Source organism: Microcoleus sp. N9_A2, from assembly GCF_036701775.1.
In the GTDB taxonomy this organism is placed as follows: Bacteria; Cyanobacteriota; Cyanobacteriia; order Cyanobacteriales; family Microcoleaceae; genus Microcoleus.
The window spans coordinates 53,180-70,729 of the sequence record NZ_JAUBRH010000024.1 but is presented as its reverse complement, the minus strand read 5'-3'; the positions used below and the strand labels follow the sequence as shown (position 1 = coordinate 70,729).

Genomic DNA, 17,550 nt, shown 5'->3' with positions numbered 1-17,550 from the left:
GCAACCGGAAACGATATAATTGGTAATCGGTAATTGGTAAGCGGTAATTGGTAATTCTTCCTTAATTCCTTCTATCCGTTAAATCCCGATTCACTGCGCGTTGCCGGAGTTTTTCCTGACCAAAAAAAGATGCTGCCCTCCATGGAGGGCAGCTACTCAAATAAAGCATCTTAAAGTCTCTCAAAACTTCAGAATTAACCTTCAGACATTCCTGATTTATTCGGCAATTGCAAATCATCCGGGTCTACGTAATGACAAACTGCTTTGTCCATGCAAATCAAGGCCCAGCCGGATTTATCGATGCTCATCAACTTATAAGAAGCTGGCTGAATAAAGAAACCTTTGTGGTTGCGGGTTGCGGGTTTGATGTTAACGTGGCTGTCAGTGCTCATGTTTTTACAACTCCTAGTATTATCGTAGTAAAATCTGAAAACCGCTGAGCGGGTTTGTCAATCGTCTAAGTCTTCAAATACTAGCACTGACTTTCTGAGTTTTCCATAAAGTTATTTATTGATTTATTACGATGTCGTAATAAACCGCAAAGCCGATTTCCTCGATCCCCGCCCAAAAATCGACTTTTTTACGTGGTTACGGCTCCAGAAGCCACTGTTTAACGCGGGCGAGACTCTTCCAGTCGGGTTTTCTGTTTAATCCTTCTTCAAAATTTTTTTTAACTTCGTCGAGCAACTCTTCGGAAGCCATTAGGAGTTGCTGAGCCACTTCTACGTGGGGGCGCACTCCTTTTTCTTTGAGATCGAGGATCGCTACTGCTAGGTTGATGCGAGCTTGGGGGTCATGAGGGTTCAATTTAACGGCTGTTTTCGCTGCCTTTTGAGCCGGTGCGGGTTTATTTTCCAACAGGTAGAGCCACGCGAGGCTAGCCCAGGCATTGCCATTTTTGGGAGCTTTTTCGCACACTTCTTTAAACACGGGGATCAGATTCGCCGGGGCTTCGCCAGCTTGGTAGCGATCGAAACCGTCTTTAAACAATTCTTCAGGGGTCATTCGATTTTAGATTTTAGATTTGGGATGTTGCACGGAAAAGGGCATGGGGCAGTTAACAATTTTCTGCCCCATGCCCTATTTTCCAATTTATGTAGAAAATGAACTGCCACAACCGCAAGTTTGAGTTGCGTTGGGGTTAGTAAACTGAAAACCGCCCCCGATCATAGCATCGCTGAAGTCGAGAACCAAACCGTAGAGATAAAGAATGCTCTTGCGATCGCAAACTACCTGAAAACCGTCGTAGTCGAACACTTCATCGTCGGATTTCACAGTGCTGGGATCTGCGAAATCCATCACGTAGGACATTCCAGAGCATCCGCCCTGGCGCACCCCTACCCGCAAGCAGAGGTCTTTACCTTGTTTTTCTCTCAGGGCTAAAACTTGACGGACAGCAGAGTCCGTCATTTGAATGCCGCGCTTTTCAGAAATGGCTTGAGTCATAATTTGCCGAACTCTTGAGACTGTCTAATGCAAAGAGTTTAATCTTATTGCTCCATTGTACAGGCATTCGCCAGAAGGCATTCGGTTAGATGCTGAAGGCAGAATTTTTACCTTCTAATTTTTAATTCCCGTGGGGCCTCGTTCCCCAGCTCGATGTCCTCTCCCCCTATAGGGTTTATGATTGATAAGCAGCGGTTGACCGGCTACCGGCACCGCAACAATGCTTCACCCAACGGGCTTACTCTATGGCAGCGCTGAATCGCACTACTCTTCGTCGGCTACAAAACTTACCTCAAATTCCCAGCGTGTGGGAGGGCGATCGCCGACCCTTATCTAATGCTGACTCGCACATGATGCTAGATGACGACGACGTTCTAGAAGCTGGTGGCGAGTGCATTCTCTGGGTCGATGGCTCCGAAGGAGTCGTGAGGGCTATGGACATGGTAGGCCCAGATGCCGGCCCAGAGGCGCTCGTCCGGGCCCTGCTACGGGCAATGGAACATCCCCAAAGTCCGGCTCCCGCAGTCCGGCCCCAAAAAATAGTAGTCAAAAACCGAGAGATTCAATTTTATCTGCGGGGCGTACTTCAAGATTTAGGCATTTCGATTGACTACGTGCCGGAATTGCCCCTAATTGACGAAATATTTCGCGGCATGGAAGAGGTCGCGATCAACAGACCTCCTGAGTTGCCCCCTCAGTATGCTGAAGTTTTAATGGAAAAAGCTGCTCAAATTTGGCAAGATGCTCCGTGGCGGACTTTGAGCGAACACCAAATTATATCTATTGAAATCAATCAGTGGGATGTCGCCAGCCTCTACGTGTCCGTATTGGGGCAAGGCAGAATGGATTACGGAGTTTTACTGTACCGTTCTCTAGAATCCTTGAAACGGTTTCGAGAACGAGTCGTCAACGATGAATCTTTTGAAGATTTGGAACAGGCTTTTTTAGGGCAAGACTGTTTGTTTGTTACCTTTGAAAGTGCAGCAGATATTGATGAGGAAGACGACGAGGACGAAATTGATTTAGCCGATTTGCCTCCATCGGAAATTGAACCAAATTTCGGCAACCTACATCCTTTAGAAGGATTGCGATCGATTCTTTACGAAGAAGAAGCCCTCACGATGTTAGTTGCTCTCGAAGCATTTCACCGCTTTTTCCGCAACGGTCGCCGGAAATTGGGATCAGACACGTTTCCCAGTCTTAGCAGTCGCTACCGCATCCCAGTTCCGCAGTCTGACGGAGAAATTCAACAGGTATCCGTTAAAGTTTCCACGATGCCCGAGGTATCAGACGAATTATTACAGATGCTCGGTGATGACGATGATGACGATGATGACGATGACGATGATGATGATGAATTTGACAAGCCACTGCTGCGGGACGATTTGGTGCCACAAAATTCATTTTTGAGTCTCGGCGCCGTACCTTGGGAAACGGTAGATTTCCTGCGCCAAAGTGTCCAGTTTCACCAAGGTGCAGAAATTGATATTAATACCGCCGGAGATGGTTTGCCGGTGGTGATGATCCAAACTTCTCATCCGAAGGCAAAAACTATGATTCAGGATTTGAAAGAAGCTGGAGGCGTGAAGGGGATTGGTTTTAATCCGGGCGAAAATCCTTTTCAGGATGAGCAATACGACTTGGGTATTTTGCAAACTAAAAATGGGGATCTGTATTTGTTTGGGGAGTTTAATGAAGACGATCCGGTGCATCAGGAAGCTCGCAAGAAGTGGGACCGTCGCTGTAAATCAACCAACGGTTGGTGCGGTTTGATTATTGCTAAAGGGTTGATGGGTGCTTCTCGCGGTCAGCCTCAGTTTAAGGATATGATCGCTTTGCTTGAGGTGCGTTGGGTGTCTGCTAAAGAGTTGGGAATTGGGAGGCTTCAGTTGATGCCGATGTTTTAAAGTTAGTTGACTGTTGGCAGTTGGCAGTTGGCAGTTGGCAGTTGGCAGTTGTTAATTGCTTGGGACTGCTAATAACCAATAACCACTAACCAATAACATTAGTCAGCAGTCAACCGTCATCAGTCATTTTTTTTAATTTGAATGAGCAAGGAAAATGATTATGTCAAATTCTACTCAAAAGCGAGAAGTGTTAGTCGCCCTTGATGCTGAATTCGCGGAGAAAATAGACCAGCTTACTGATAATTGGACGGAGGCGATCGAACAAGCTCTCCGTCTCTGGTACGCTAAGCAAATAGAAGATAAGTTGCGGAAATTTTATCTCAACCGCAGCCAAGAAGATATTGACTTTGAAGAAGAATGGGCAACATTTGCCGAGGGACAAATGGAAGAAATTTTAAGAGAGGAAGGTCTTTGATACAATGACAGAAGCTTATCCGCAACAAGGCGAAGTTTATCTTGTGAGAGCTTTGCGAGCGATAGGAGATACCAAAAAACGTCCTGTTGCTGTCGTTTCCATAAATAGCCGCAATGAATTAAGCCGCACTGTACTGATTGTGCCTTTTACTAGCGATTTGAGCGTGGGGGAAACTCCGACTCGGATTGTGATTCCTGCGGGTGTAGGAGGGTTAGAATCGGACTCACTCGCTGTCTGCGAGCAAATTCTAGCAGTCCAAAAAACTTATCTGGAACAAGGCCCTTACGGTGAAATTAGTGCGGATTTTTTGGCAAGAATTCAGAGAGGGGTACAAGTGTCGATCGGCATTTATGAACTTTGAATGTTTCGGAAATTCTAAATTTTGTTACAATTTGTAAAAACACTGTAAAGGATAGGTAAAATGCGGGTTGCGATCGCAGGTGCGGGACTGGCTGGAATGACCACAGCAGTCGATTTAGTTGATGCTGGCCACGAAGTAGAAATTTTTGAATCCCGCCCCTTTGTCGGCGGCAAAGTCGGCAGTTGGGTAGATCCCGACGGTAATCATGTTGAAATGGGTTTACACGTCTTCTTCGGCTGCTATTATAACTTATTTGCTCTGATGAAAAAAGTGGGAGCTTTTGACGATTTGCTCCTCAAAGATCACGTCCACACTTTTATAAATCGAGGCGGCGAAACCGGTTCTTTAGATTTTCGCTTTCCGGTGGGTGCTCCGTTGCACGGTTTGAAGGCGTTTTTCACGACATCTCAGCTATCCGTACAAGACAAAATTCAAAATGCGATCGCCCTGGGAACTAGCCCCATCGTCCGAGGTTTGATCGACTTTGATGGAGCGATGAAAACGATCCGCAATTTAGATAAAGTTAGCTTTGCTGACTGGTTCCGGGGTCAAGGCGGCAACCAAAACTCGCTCAAAAGAATGTGGAATCCGATCGCCTATGCACTAGGTTTCATCGACACCGAAAATATTTCTGCCCGGTGTATGTTGACAATCTTCCAATTCTTTGCTACAAAAACCGAAGCCTCTGTCATGCGGATGCTAGCCGGTTCTCCCAACGAATATTTGCACAAACCAATTGTGGCATATTTGGAAAGCAAAGGAACCAAAATTTACACGCGACGCAGAGTTCGAGAAATTCAGTTTCAAGAAGCCGAAGAAACGCGCGTGACAGGTCTGGTAGTAGCTAACGGCGAAACAGAAGAAAATATCACCGCAGACGCTTACGTTTTCGCCTGCGACGTTCCTGGAATTCAGAAAATATTGCCCCCAGCTTGGCGAAAGTGGTCGGAATTTGACAACATTTATAAGTTAGATACGGTGCCGGTTGCTACTGTACAATTACGGTTCGACGGTTGGGTAACGGAACTGGAAGATGAAGCCAAGCGCAAACAGTTGAGCCACGCTGTAGGCATCGATAATTTGCTATATTCAGCAGATGCAGATTTTTCTTGTTTTGCAGATTTGGCACTAACAAGTCCCAAGGATTATTATAAAGAAGGACAAGGTTCTCTGTTGCAATTGGTTCTGACACCGGGGGATCCGTTTATCAAACAAAGCAATGAGGCGATCGCCCAACACGTACTCAAGCAAGTTCAGGATTTATTTCCCTCAGCACGGGAATTAAACATGACTTGGTACAGTGTAGTTAAGTTGGCTCAATCTTTGTATCGCGAAGCACCAGGAATGGATGTTTTCCGCCCTGCTCAAAAAACTCCGATCGCCAATTTCTTTCTAGCAGGAAGTTACACTCAGCAAGACTATATTGATAGTATGGAAGGAGCGACACTTTCCGGGCATCAAGCGGCCAAGGTAATTCTCGAAGCTTACAGGCATTAGTCATTAGTCCTCTCGATTCGATCCCCTCTAACCCCCCTTAATAAGGGGGGGACAAGATTCTTCTCAAAGTCCCCCTTATTAAGGGGGATTTAGGGGGATCGAGACTTGACAACAAATGAGAAATCTAAAATCTAAAATCTAAAATAGAATGACTAATTGGTTAGAACATAGCGTACAAGTAGAAGTGGCAATTCCTATTGAATTATCGTGGGAACTTTGGTCTGATTTAGAGCAAATGCCACGGTGGATGAAATGGATAGAATCTGTTCGTATTCTCGAAGAAGATCCAGAATTGTCGCGCTGGAAACTCGCAACGGGCGGGTTAGAATTTAGCTGGCTTTCTCGGATTGTCAAATTAGTGCCGAATCAGATAATTCAGTGGGAATCGGTAGACGGTTTGCCCAATCGTGGTGCGGTGCGATTTTACGATCGCAAAAACAGCAGCATTGTCAAACTGACGGTGGCCTATGGAGTTCCCGGCTGGCTGGCAACATTGATGGACAATTCATTTGTAGGGCGAGTTGTTGAATCGACTATTCAGGCTGACTTGGAAAGGTTTAAAGAGTATGCTTTGAAAGTTAAGGCGACATCTTGAATTCTGAGGACTGAAGTCCTGACTACAAACAGGAAATTGCTTTGTAGTCAGGAATTGAGTCCTTTAATTTTAATTGTAACGCGAGAGATCAGACTCGGCGGTTGAAACCACGACTACACAAACGATGTCCGCCTCCGCGGACTAAGAAATCAAGGAGATATTTAAGTCGGATTTAGTATTGCCTCAGATCAGACTCGGCGGTTGAAACCGCGACTACACAAACGATGTCCGCCTCCGCGGACTAAGAAATCAAGAGGGTATTTAAGTCGGATTTGGTATTGCCTCAGTATCATAGAGATATGCTGCTGATTGCTTCCCGGTTCAGTTATGAGTTATTGCCTCAACCCCGCCTGTCAAAACCCGCAAAATGCCGATCGAACTCAATTCTGCCTGAGTTGCGGCTCCAAACTGTTGCTGAGAGAGCGTTACCGCGCCATCAAACCCCTGGGGCGTGGCGGTTTCGGCCGCACTTTTTTAGCAGTAGACGAAGACAAACCCTCAAAACCGCGCTGTGCAATCAAACAGTTTTTCCCGCTATCCCAAGGAACCAGCAGCAGCGAAAAAGCAGCAGAATTATTCAACCGAGAAGCCGTGAGGCTGGACGAATTGGGGAAACACCCGCAAATTCCCGAATTGCTGGCGCACTTTCAGCAGGAACGCTATCAGTATTTGGTGCAAGAATTTATAGAAGGTGAGAATTTACAGCAAGAATTGGCGCGGACTGGGCCTGTCAGCGCAAGTCAAATTCTAGGTATGCTGAATGATTTACTACCAGTATTGCAGTTCGTGCACTCGCGCAGTGTAATTCACCGAGACATTAAACCGCCCAATATTATCCGCCGCCGCATTTCTCAAACTCCAATTATTTATACTTACCCAACATTAACCGGGGAATTAGTTTTAGTTGATTTTGGCGCTGCCAAACTTGTGGAAGGTTTGAGAGAAACTGGTACAGTCATCGGTTCGCCCGAATTCGTCGCGCCGGAACAAATTAGAGGTCAAGCGGTTTATGCGAGCGATTTGTACAGTTTGGGCGTAACTTGCATTTATTTGCTGACTCAAATATCTCCGTTTGATTTGTTCGATATCAATCAAGATGTTTGGGTTTGGCGAGATTTTTTGAAGGTTCAAATCGATCCGAAATTAAGTCGCATTCTCGACAAAATGATCGAACCAAGTCTCAGTCGCCGTTACAAATCTGTAGCTGAAGTTCTCCAAGATTTGCAGCCGCAGCAGTCGGCTGTGCAAATTCCCCCGACTCCGGTAGCTGCTGCAATTCCCGCGCCGCAGAGGATGCCTGCGGTGCAGAATGCCGTACCGCCAACGGTTGCAGGCACAATCATACCCGTGCCACCGATGCAGCGGGTTGTGCCGACGCGCGCGCCTACTTGGAGGTGCGTTCACACTCTGGTAGGTCATTCCCAGGCTGTCACGTCGGTAGCTTTTAGTCCCGACGGCGCGACTTTAGCTAGCGGGAGTGAGGATAAGACGATTGAGATGTGGAAGTTGGAGGCGGGTAAGCGGTGGTACACTCTCACGGGTCATTCTGACTGGGTGACTTGTGTGGCGTTTAGTCCTGATGGTGCGACTTTGGCTAGCGGCGGCCGGGATAAAACTATTCAAATTTGGGATTTGAATAAGGGTAAGTGGTGGTACGCTTTGCGCGGTCATGAGGATCGGGTTTATGCTGTGGCGTTCAGTCGCGACGGTCAGGTTTTGGCTAGTGGTAGTCGGGACAAGACTGTGCAGTTGTGGAATTTGAATAAGGGTAGGCCGATGTCGGTTTTGAGTGGTCACGCTGGTGGGGTGGAGGCGGTGGCTTTTAGTCCTGGTGGGGAGTTTTTGGCTAGTGGTAGTCGGGATAAGACTGTGCAGTTGTGGGATTGGCAAAATGGTCGATCGATTTGTACTTTAGCAGAGCACGGGGATTGGGTGCGGGCGATCGCCTTTGCAGCAACTTCCTCTTCTATCTCCCCCCTTTCTCAAGGGGGGGCTGGGGGGGTTTTGGCGACGGGGAGTCGGGATGGTACGGCGAAGCTGTGGCGGGTGGATGCTGACGGGCGAGGTAGGCTGCTGCGGAGTATGAGGGACAATTCTGGGGATGTTTTGTGTGTGGCGTTAAGCCCGGATGGTCGGGTTTTGGCGACGGGGAGTCGGGATGGTTCGATTTATTTGTGGGATGCGGCGACGGGGGGTTTGCTGGAACTTCTGACGGGGCACGGGGGGGAGGTTTTGTCGGTGGGGTTTGGTGCTGATGGGTGTTTGGCTAGCGGTTCGGGCGATCGAACTGTTAAGATTTGGCGGATTGGGAATTAGGGCGGTGGCTGCGGGTGTCTGCTGGGAAAATTTTATATTTATGCTTGACAGGCGATCGAATGTTGTGCTAAGTTATAAATTCGTGAGGACACATAGCTCAGTTGGTTAGAGCACTACGTTGACATCGTAGGGGTCACTGGTTCGAGTCCAGTTGCGTCCATATTTTAAAGCCCGCTCTGGTAGCGGGTGCCGATTGTTTTTGGTGTTGGATAGTGTGGTAAGGGCGATCGACTTCGACAATACAGAAGTATATCGCAAATTGACTGACGACCCAGACTTCAAATCGTGGCTGACTGAGAGACGATTTAACATGGACTATGACAAAAGGGCAGCTTAGCGAATTCGGATATTTTGATAAATTTGATGACAGTTATGGGAATTTAGATTTGAATTCCCTGGCGACGGTTGATGATAAATCTCCAGCTTATGCGAAGACAAGTAACCTGAAGCGGAGAAAAAAGTTTTATTCTTTAGATACCTAAAGTTTTAAGTACCAGTGAATCCTCAATGACTTATTTAAAGCGAGAGAACTTCCCGAAGATAGTTAGCAATTTCCAGGCGATTTTCTTGTAAGCTAGGAAATTGTTTGTCGCATACTTTAGAAAATTTCTTTAAAACTTTATTACTCACTTTATCCGCATCCTGAAAAATAGCAATAGGATAAAAAGAGTTTTCCCATTTCTCAAATTGAAACAGAGAAATAGTTGCATCACGCACTTGATTATCATTTGGTAGCGCGTAGATACACAAAGGAGTTGCCATATTATTAATATGACAATCTACTTTATAAAAACCTTCTGGGTCATGTTGCGTATCGTGCCATTCAAATACATATCTGTCTTCAGGAACATTCTCAGCTATCAATGTTCTAAAATCTTCGTAAAAAGTTGACTTAACTCTTTCTCTTGACAAATAACTCACATTAGAAATCCTTAATAAAGCTTGGGCAAATCTGTATAAAGCATCTCCATATTCGCCCTGTTCAATTTTTACTATAAATTCTCCATATCTATTTTCTACCTGAAATTCAGCTAGCGAATTTTCAATAATTTCTTTGCGTGTACCGCTTTCTAAATCAGACTCATTAAATCTATATGTTAGGTGCATATATGTATGACCTTCATCAGATAGCAACCATTGATTTTTTTCTCTTTTCAAAACAATAGCTAAATGATCGCCATCATCAAATCGGAAGGGCGTAAATATGCGAAATCTATCCTTACCTTCTTCGGCAAGGCGTAATTCTTCACATACTTTTTGTTTAAACTCCCGCTCGATCGCGTCAGTAGTCATTTTCTCCACCTATTTAAAAGAGGCTACGTTGAGGATCATCAGGTAACTCAAAGCCACAATCCTTTATTAAACTGTCAATAGCTTCTCCGTAATTAGAAAATCTATCAGTAGGTTCAGCATATTTGTCCTCTTCACAAGTTCCATAGTCTTGATACCTCTCTGTCGCCTTATGTATGTGGAAATCATAAAATCTTTCTTTTTCTATCGGATTAGTATGTTCATGGCTTTTTCCATCGTACCGTCTTAAGTGAAAAAGTTTATTAGAACCTGAAGGATAAACTCCAATAATTATCGAAAAATCTAATAGATTCAGACGGCTTTGACGTAAAATTATACGAAACTTGTTTCCATCAACTCCCTTAATATCTAAATCACCCTTCTTGCTAACACCTGCCTCTTTAAGCTGAATCTGGGATTGCCAATTTAAAGGTAAAGGCTTGGATTCACCTATGAGATTATTAATTTCTAGGTCTGAGTATTTAGCCACTAAATTACTGCATTGAACAAGTTAAAACTTTAGTTTTGAGGTTGATTTTCCATAGGCTTTTGCCAATTTACCATTTCTGTAAACGTCATAAAACACTTCTGACACCACCCATCTACCCACAGCGCCGGAATCTTAAACTTCGCCCCACTGTTGGGACACTCCGACAGCAAGCGTAACTTATGCCGATCGCACCCCTGCGTTTTCTTTAACTACCACTCAATTCTATGACAAGGCGACTGCCCATAACAAGCCCGACACAACTGAATCGACTCTGACTTGATCTCCCCACCAGCAGGCGGTAACATTTGCCCTAGCCGATAACCCCCAGCATCCCCAAACCATACCAAATCCCATCGCCCAGTAGGGACACGGCATCGCACCGTGTCCTTAAACGTAACCTATCGACGACAGCCTTCAGCGATCGCCCTTAACACCGCTAGCCGCACTTCAGGATGAGCTTTCTCAAGCCCATTAGCCCGAAAAATCCAGTGTCCGCTGCCCGCGTGCTCGATCGCAATCTTCTGTCCATCCGGCAAAACGATTTGCCACCAATTCAACACAGTGGCTTTAATCAGTTGGCAATGAATCTCGCTCAATTGAGCCTCCATGAGTTTCAGTTGACGCATGATTGGATTTTGGGCAGATGACTTCATGATTTTTTTCCTTAAATAAATTGGATAGTTTCTCGGCTGGGATTTCAGTTTGCTTATTTTTCAGCTTAATTTCACTTTCTGAGCTTTTCGCTTTTACTTTACCTTCCGAACTTTTCGCCTTCACTTCCCTTGTACCACCTTTAGGCTCAATTTTCACTCCAAAACCTTTAGATTTAACTTTGGTTGGAACAGAAATTGAACTCTGTTCCGCTGCGGGCTTCTTAAACTCCGCGTCCAATTGGTCTAAAATCTCCTCTTGTTCGGGAGTATGTTCCGCCGGCTGCTCAAGGTTTCTGGGATTGTATTCGTCAACCAACCTCGCCAAGAATTCCGAAATTGACATTCCCGCTGCGGCGGCTTTTTTGGTTAAAAGGGCGTAGGTGTCGGTTTTGATCCGAATCTGTTTTAGCCGGAGATTGGGATTATTGTCAACAGTTTCGGCTATAGTTACGGCGGTAATCCTTTCTTTGGGTATGACATCAACAACTTCTTGCCACTTTTCCTGTAAAGCGCAGTCGCCGTATTGGTCGGTGACTGCGTGTTTGAACAAGGGGACAACTTGAGCAACGCAGCTTGGCAAAATCTCAAATCCGGCTTTAATTAAGCGCAGGCAAATCCCAGCAGATTTGATAATTTGGGTGCAGTAAAAATACTGTCTGCCTAATGCTTGTTCGCAGTAAATTTTGAAAGTTTTGAACTTGCCTTTGTACAATCGCAGTTTTCGGATCGCGTCCAGCATGATTCCTTGACGCACGTAGTCTAGGAATCCCCTTTTAATTTCGCCGGTGAGGTAGTCTAAATCGTGAAAGGGAGATTGACTCTGGATTTCTTCTTCAAAGTCTAGCAGCGGGCCTGCAAAGTGAAAGTTGGAGGAGACATCGCCTAGGTAGAAGTTGTCGGTAGATGTGGTCATGATCGGGAAGGGGTCGAGAAAGGGAACGATAACACGGAAGTCGTGCGATCGCAAAGTTGAAGTTTTGGTCGGGATCTTTGATACAATTTTGAGTTGGGTTGTGCTGTAGGTCGATCGACCTTTTACATCGCATCACCTCCGGGCGCGTTGAGGGAAAGGAGCTTGAGGTATGCACCCAAGCCCGAAAAATACTAAGGGTATGCAGGTGCACAATTAATAGACACTAAAAATAAGGCGGTTATTCAAACCTGCATTTTGACTGTTTGGCTTGCCCAGTCGCCTTTGTTTTGTGTGTCTACTAGCAGTTTAGTGCCAGATGCAAACTTTGTCAAGCACTATTCTGCTAGCAATTAAATGCTATAATTAATGGAAGCTGAAGATCGAGAAACGATAACCTTGAAAAACCTGAGAGAAAGTGCAAATTTGACCCAACCCGAACTTAGTCGTCGAATGGGGGTAGGAATTCGCATTATTGGCGATTGGGAACGAGGAGAAGCCATTCCTCGCTTCGATCGAGCTATTGCTCTGGCGCGGGAGCTAGGCGTACCACTAAAAACACTTGCTAGATGTATGGGATTAGACGTAGCCAAGATTCCCGACGACCTACCAACATGAAGTTTACGTCTTATCACCGTCTTTTTTAAGACGTTTACATCATGAATATTTCGTCCTATGATAGAAGATTTACAAGAAAAGGAGAAGTCTCCATTGAGACTACTCAGAGAAAAAGCTGGACTAACACGCCCTCAAGTTAAAGAAAAAATCGGAATTTCCGAGCGAAGACAAGCTGACTGGGAATTAGGCAAGGCTCTACCTAACGCTGAAAACATACTTGCTATGGCTAACCTGTACCAAGTTTCTCTAAAAACTATGTTTGAGCTTTTGGGATTAGACGTAACTAAAATTCCCGATGACTTACCAAGTCTCGCGCCCTCTCCGAAAGACAACTAACCCGCAGGGGTTCGTCCATCTCTAGGGAAAGGGGCTTGAGTCATGCACCCAAGCCCGGAAAATACTAAGGCTATGCAGGCATAATGGGTAGAAACTACAAATAAGGCAGCTCGCTATAAACCAAAACGTTTCCACCGTCCGGCTAAAGCAGCGGCCTTTCTGTTGTCTCTATCTTTAACAAGGATACTTGTAAATCTCTAAGTTGTCAACAAGTTTGCTTGTAAATCTCCTATGATATGCCCCGAAAGAAACAAACTCAAGAGTCCAAAGATATACCAGCACTGCAAATCTTGCGGGAGGCTGTTGGTTTATCGCAATCGGCCTTAGCAAAACAAATTCCCGACAAAACGGGCGCAAAAACCCTAAGTCAACAAGCAATCAGTAACTGGGAAAGAGGACTAGACGAACCCGAACTGACAATTGCTCAAATGAAAGCCCTGTGCAAAGCTCTCGGAAAAACACTTAATGACTTACCGAATGACTTAGGCCCACCAAATCCTGAGTGATAACTAAAAAGTCAAAAAGGTCGATCGCACTTTCAACGATCAATCCGTAATTTTCCCTCTCAGAGCCTTAATCTGCCCCCGCTTGGTTTTGCTGTCGAGACGCTTGCGCTGGGAACTACGAGTGGCTTTGCTGGGTTTGCGCCTTTTCGGGATGACGATCGCACTTTTGATCAACTCTTGCAGCCGTCTCAAAGCCTCCTCCCGGTTTTGTTCCTGGCTGCGGTGTTCCTGAGACTTAATCACAATCACGCCTTCTTGGGTGATGCGCTGGTCACTGATTAGCAATAAACGCTGCTTGTAGCGATCGGGCAATGAGGAAGCGGGGATATCAAAGCGCAGGTGAATAGCACTCGCCACCTTATTTACATTTTGCCCGCCCGCGCCTTGAGATCGAATGGCACTAATCTCGATTTCGCCATTTGGAATGAACACAGTATTAGAAATTAGTAACATGATGAATAAGTGAAATTAAAGATACCGGGAAAGCAGTGCATCTTTTATATATAACTTACTTGGGTAGATAAGTTATTTACAATTCTTAGCTGTCAGGATGAATTCGATGAGTCTTTTTCTATCCCATAACTCTATGTCGTTAGATTCAGCAAGGTTGTAAGCATTTTCAGTAAATCTGTTGTTGGTGATGACTCTTCCTTTATTTCCGTTGTAATGTCTGACGGCTCCGGCTACTTCTTGAACTGCTTTAATCCCAACGGGATTTTTGCTTCTTTTCGCTTGAACCACGGTTTTTGCTCCATCTTTGTATAAAATTAAATCCGCCCCATAATCTTGACTATCTTGAGTTAAAGTAACACCATAACCAAAATTTCTAAAATGGACATCTAGAAATCTTTCAAACTCTTTTCCTGTCATTTCATCTACTTCCCAAATGCCACTGTCTAATAAACGTTTTTTTTCCTCTTCTTCTTTTCTCTCTTCTTCTTTCTCTTCTTCTTTCCATCTATCAACTACCGATTTTGCAATAGCAACTGCAACGGCAGCGCCTCCTACTATAAAAGGCCACATAATATTACATTTATTTAAAAGGATTATTTACCATACCAGATTTCCTCAGTATAGTTATCTACCAAGATCACAAGCACATTGTGATCTTAATTACTGATAAATTCAACATAAAATCGTCTTATTAGACCTCTTGCAAAAAAAATCTATGTTACAATTAAAGGTTTTGAGTTTGAGACCCCAGAGCTAACTCATAATTGTCAAGTGCTGATATAACCTGCAATCTGCTCCACTTAAGCCAAACCTTTGATTATAGCATAAAATTATTTTGCAAGAGGTCTATTTTAGATACCCGACTTCTTTAATAAGCCGAGGATCGGGGTATTCAGTAGAAAAATTACCAGCAACTGATCTCTAAAATAACTACTTTTTCTATCAATAGAGGGTCGCGCCACTGCGGTCAGAAATAGTAAGCATATAGAAGACACGTTATCAAAATACATGACAGACACAAAGCTGAGCATTGTCATTACAGGCGCAGATACTGAACTCGGACAAGAAACCGTCCGGCAGTTTGTAGCGCAGGGACACAAAGTAACTGGATTGACGCAGGACAAAGATGGTGCAGCAATTGTGCGTTCCCACGGCGGAATCGCGGTAGAAACTGACTCATCCAATGCTGTTGAACTCAGGGATGCGATTCTGCTCGCCAATGCAGATCTGGTGGTGAACGTGACCCCGCAAGTGGCAAATACGCTGCTAAGCTATGGGCAAGAGTTGTCACCCCTCAACAAGTGGTTTACAGAAGCTTAAATTACCAATTATTTCCCGCTAGCAATGTTCGGTTATCACGCTACTCAATCGCTAGTCAATCCATGAAAACCATTCTAAAATAAGTGTATAGGTTCGTTAATCTCTGAGATCCAAAAGCTTCTTCCCAGAAGGGAGGGATGAATTGGCGAAGGCTAAGAGCATGGCGCATATTTCTAGAGCGTTTGTTTATGTGGCTATTGAGCTACGGAAAAGGAAAACCCAGTCTCCCACTAACGAAAAAGGAGGAAAAAAGCTATGAAAAGAGTTATAGACAAAATTAAGCTAGTTCTCCCCAAGAGTAAATTAGTGTTAGTATACTCAATAGTAGGCTGGTTCTTGGTCTTCGCCAACGCGTCCGGTCCAATCCTAAAACAGAATAGCCTGATAGCCTGTAAGTAGGCCCACCTCAACAAACAGAATACCCAGAACCCCGACTTCTTTAAGAATTCGGGGTTCTAACATATGCAGATGGAGATAGTTTTACTTTTAATTACGTTGATTTACTTAGTTCAGCCTTTTGCCAGATGACCACCCTTAACTGCTGAAACCAAAGTGGATTTGTTAAACCTTTCTACTACCGTTGGGGGCGACTCATTCCGCAAGCAGTTTGGGTGGACTCCACGCTATCCCACCTACCGAGAGGGTTTGCAGCAAACGGTTGATAGGTGGGGATCGAGTGCTGGTTGAATTGTTTTGATTCCCGGTAATCTTTGCTTTGAACTTGAATAACTTGGACTTGGGCTTTTTGTGTACTCAAGTTCAAGTATTATTCAAACAGTCAGGCGATCGCTCTTTAACGACGAATATATTAAAACCTATCTCGAAAAAAAACGTCAAAACAATTTGCAACCCCTGAGCAATTTGTAAGGTGCGCCGAAACGCACCCTACAAAAACTAATTAATCAGCAGTACCAGTTTGCAGCGACTCTTTAGCAGCCTGCGTCCACTCAGAGTGGAAGAATTCGCCGCGCGGTTTGTCGGTGCGCTCGTAGGTGTGAGCCCCGAAATAATCGCGCTGAGCTTGCGTGAGGTTTTGCGGCAATCTTTCGCGCCGATAGCTGTCGAAATAGTCCAGCGAGGCGCTGAAGGCCGGTACAGCAATCCCCAGCAGGCTAGCCGTAGACAACACTTCGCGCCAAGCTGTTTGGCGATCGAGAATGCTCTGTTTGAACTCCGGCGCTAACAGCAAATTCGGCAACGCAGGATCATCCTTGAAAGCTGTTTTAATCTTGTCCAAAAACCGAGCGCGAATGATACAGCCGCCTTTCCAAATTCGGGAAATTTCGCTCAAACTCAAGTCATAATTGTACGACTTAGAAGCAGCGCTCAACAGCGCCATACCTTGTGCGTAGGAGCAAATCTTCGAGCAGTAAAGTGCATCGCGAACTTTGTTCACAAACTCTTTAGGATCGCCTTCGTACTTGGTGCTAGGCCCCGTCAGTTCGTGGGAAGCATTGACGCGCTCTGCTTTGTAAGAAGACATGATTCTGGCATTCACCGCAGCGATAATTGTGGGAATGCTCACGCCCAATTCTAAAGCACTCATTACAGTCCAGCGGCCGGTGCCTTTTTGACCGGCAGCGTCCATAATTACCTCAACTAAGGGTTGCTTAGTTTCCGGGTCAATGTACTTGAAAATATTAGCCGTAATTTCAATCAAAAACGAGTTGAGTTCGTCGGTAGTATTCCATTCGGCAAACACTTCCTGCAACTCCTGGCCGCTGAGTCCAGCCACGTTTTTGAGCAAATCGTAGGCTTCAGCAATTAATTGCATATCCCCGTACTCAATGCCGTTGTGAACCATCTTCACGTAGTGACCAGCGCCACCAGGGCCGATGAAAGTGACGCAGGGGCCATCATCTACTTGAGCCGCAATTTTGACGAGAATCGGCTCCAGTATGCCGTAAGCAGCGTGGGTGCCACCGGGCATGAGGCTAGCACCGTTGAGGGCGCCTTCTTCGCCGCCGCTGATGCCCATACCGACAAATCCCAGTCCGGCTGCTTCTAAATCTTTGGTGCGGCGTTCGGTGTCGTCGTACAGGGAGTTGCCGCCGTCAATAATCATGTCGCCCGGTGACAGCATGGGTTTGAGCTGGTCGATAACCGCATCTACTGGTTTGCCAGCTTGCACCATCACTAAAATGCGGCGCGGGGTTTCTAGGACATCGACGAATTCTGTGAGAGTCTTGGCGGCTACAATGTTTTTGCCCTGGGCGCGTTTTGCCATGAAGTCGTCGGTTTTAGCTGTTGTGCGGTTGTACACAGCCACGGAGAAACCTCTGCTTTCGACGTTGAGGGCTAGGTTTTCGCCCATCACTGCTAGACCGATTAAACCAAAATTTTGCTTTGTCATAAAAATACTGGGTAAGTGGGAAACTCAGAGCCTTCTCAACCTGAGAAAGAATTTACTCTTTGTGGAACAGGCCGGAAAGCTTGT

At 45.4% G+C, this 17,550-nt stretch carries 20 protein-coding genes and 1 tRNA gene; 11 read left to right on the top strand and 10 right to left on the bottom strand.

Annotated elements, in window-relative coordinates; all coding sequences use genetic code 11:
- Positions 1–194 precede the first annotated feature (194 nt).
- The 3 genes from QUA44_RS15995 to QUA44_RS15985 form a co-directional block, all read right to left on the bottom strand.
- A complete protein-coding gene (locus QUA44_RS15995; protein WP_006632682.1) occupies positions 195–392 on the bottom strand; it encodes a hypothetical protein in 198 nt (65 codons plus the stop codon).
- Between the two features lie 196 nt (positions 393–588).
- A complete protein-coding gene (locus tag QUA44_RS15990) occupies positions 589–1,005 on the bottom strand; it encodes a tetratricopeptide repeat protein (RefSeq protein ID WP_242716671.1) in 417 nt (138 codons plus the stop codon).
- Between the two features lie 87 nt (positions 1,006–1,092).
- On the bottom strand, positions 1,093–1,446 hold the full coding sequence (locus QUA44_RS15985) for a HesB/IscA family protein (RefSeq protein ID WP_006632680.1): 354 nt from the start codon (positions 1,444–1,446) through the stop codon (positions 1,093–1,095).
- 245 nt (positions 1,447–1,691) lie between these two features.
- Here QUA44_RS15985 and QUA44_RS15980 point away from each other — a divergent pair, with 245 nt between their 5' ends.
- The 7 genes from QUA44_RS15980 (at position 1,692) to QUA44_RS15950 (ending at position 8,697) form a co-directional block, all read left to right on the top strand.
- Positions 1,692–3,353: a DUF6930 domain-containing protein gene (locus QUA44_RS15980; protein ID WP_333252347.1), complete on the top strand. Its 1,662-nt coding sequence runs from the start codon at positions 1,692–1,694 to the stop codon at positions 3,351–3,353.
- A gap of 160 nt (positions 3,354–3,513) precedes the next feature.
- Positions 3,514–3,768, top strand: coding sequence for a hypothetical protein (locus tag QUA44_RS15975; RefSeq protein WP_333252348.1), 255 nt, complete (start codon positions 3,514–3,516; stop codon positions 3,766–3,768).
- Positions 3,769–3,772: 4 nt separating this feature from the next.
- Positions 3,773–4,129, top strand: coding sequence for a type II toxin-antitoxin system PemK/MazF family toxin (locus QUA44_RS15970; RefSeq protein WP_333252349.1), 357 nt, complete (start codon positions 3,773–3,775; stop codon positions 4,127–4,129).
- Between the two features lie 60 nt (positions 4,130–4,189).
- A complete protein-coding gene (gene zds, locus QUA44_RS15965; protein WP_333252350.1) occupies positions 4,190–5,626 on the top strand; it encodes a 9,9'-di-cis-zeta-carotene desaturase in 1,437 nt (478 codons plus the stop codon).
- 148 nt (positions 5,627–5,774) lie between these two features.
- A complete protein-coding gene (locus tag QUA44_RS15960) occupies positions 5,775–6,221 on the top strand; it encodes an SRPBCC family protein (protein ID WP_333252351.1) in 447 nt (148 codons plus the stop codon).
- A 327-nt stretch (positions 6,222–6,548) separates the two neighbouring features.
- Complete coding sequence (locus tag QUA44_RS15955; protein WP_333252352.1) at positions 6,549–8,537, top strand: serine/threonine-protein kinase; 1,989 nt, start codon at positions 6,549–6,551, stop codon at positions 8,535–8,537.
- Between the two features lie 86 nt (positions 8,538–8,623).
- Positions 8,624–8,697: transfer RNA gene (locus tag QUA44_RS15950), tRNA-Val, on the top strand.
- A gap of 356 nt (positions 8,698–9,053) precedes the next feature.
- On the opposite strand, the gene QUA44_RS15945 is transcribed toward QUA44_RS15950, so the two are convergent.
- From QUA44_RS15945 to QUA44_RS15930, 4 genes are all read right to left on the bottom strand, one after another.
- The gene (locus QUA44_RS15945) at positions 9,054–9,830 is read right to left on the bottom strand and encodes a DUF1828 domain-containing protein (protein WP_333252354.1); all 777 of its coding nucleotides are present in this window, start codon (positions 9,828–9,830) and stop codon (positions 9,054–9,056) included.
- Positions 9,831–9,843: 13 nt separating this feature from the next.
- On the bottom strand, positions 9,844–10,317 hold the full coding sequence (locus tag QUA44_RS15940; RefSeq protein WP_333252355.1) for a hypothetical protein: 474 nt from the start codon (positions 10,315–10,317) through the stop codon (positions 9,844–9,846).
- 398 nt (positions 10,318–10,715) lie between these two features.
- Positions 10,716–10,913 carry a hypothetical protein gene (locus QUA44_RS15935; protein WP_332970636.1) on the bottom strand — a complete coding sequence of 66 codons (198 nt, stop codon included), beginning with the start codon at positions 10,911–10,913 and terminating at the stop codon, positions 10,716–10,718.
- Positions 10,885–11,883 carry a hypothetical protein gene (locus QUA44_RS15930; protein ID WP_333252357.1) on the bottom strand — a complete coding sequence of 333 codons (999 nt, stop codon included), beginning with the start codon at positions 11,881–11,883 and terminating at the stop codon, positions 10,885–10,887. Before QUA44_RS15930 ends, QUA44_RS15935 begins: the two co-directional genes overlap by 29 nt.
- A 366-nt stretch (positions 11,884–12,249) precedes the next feature.
- Here QUA44_RS15930 and QUA44_RS15925 point away from each other — a divergent pair, with 366 nt between their 5' ends.
- The 3 genes from QUA44_RS15925 (at position 12,250) to QUA44_RS15915 (ending at position 13,340) form a co-directional block, all read left to right on the top strand.
- Positions 12,250–12,498, top strand: coding sequence for a helix-turn-helix transcriptional regulator (locus QUA44_RS15925; RefSeq protein WP_333252358.1), 249 nt, complete (start codon positions 12,250–12,252; stop codon positions 12,496–12,498).
- A 57-nt stretch (positions 12,499–12,555) separates the two neighbouring features.
- Positions 12,556–12,834 carry a helix-turn-helix transcriptional regulator gene (locus tag QUA44_RS15920; protein ID WP_333252359.1) on the top strand — a complete coding sequence of 93 codons (279 nt, stop codon included), beginning with the start codon at positions 12,556–12,558 and terminating at the stop codon, positions 12,832–12,834.
- A 236-nt stretch (positions 12,835–13,070) separates the two neighbouring features.
- Positions 13,071–13,340, top strand: a complete 270-nt coding sequence (locus tag QUA44_RS15915; protein ID WP_333252360.1) for a helix-turn-helix transcriptional regulator — start codon at positions 13,071–13,073, stop codon at positions 13,338–13,340.
- A 39-nt stretch (positions 13,341–13,379) separates the two neighbouring features.
- On the opposite strand, the gene arfB is transcribed toward QUA44_RS15915, so the two are convergent.
- Both arfB and QUA44_RS15905 read right to left on the bottom strand, forming a co-directional pair.
- The gene (arfB, locus tag QUA44_RS15910; RefSeq protein WP_333252361.1) at positions 13,380–13,793 is read right to left on the bottom strand and encodes an alternative ribosome rescue aminoacyl-tRNA hydrolase ArfB; all 414 of its coding nucleotides are present in this window, start codon (positions 13,791–13,793) and stop codon (positions 13,380–13,382) included.
- A gap of 72 nt (positions 13,794–13,865) precedes the next feature.
- Entirely contained in the window at positions 13,866–14,363 is a 498-nt protein-coding gene (locus tag QUA44_RS15905; protein WP_333252362.1) for a restriction endonuclease, read from the bottom strand.
- Positions 14,364–14,801: 438 nt separating this feature from the next.
- Here QUA44_RS15905 and QUA44_RS15900 point away from each other — a divergent pair, with 438 nt between their 5' ends.
- Positions 14,802–15,113, top strand: a complete 312-nt coding sequence (locus tag QUA44_RS15900; protein WP_333252363.1) for an NAD-dependent epimerase/dehydratase family protein — start codon at positions 14,802–14,804, stop codon at positions 15,111–15,113.
- Between the two features lie 898 nt (positions 15,114–16,011).
- Here the strand turns inward: QUA44_RS15900 and gnd are convergent.
- Positions 16,012–17,466, bottom strand: a complete 1,455-nt coding sequence (gene gnd / locus QUA44_RS15895; RefSeq protein ID WP_333252364.1) for a decarboxylating NADP(+)-dependent phosphogluconate dehydrogenase — start codon at positions 17,464–17,466, stop codon at positions 16,012–16,014.
- Positions 17,467–17,550 lie beyond the last annotated feature (84 nt).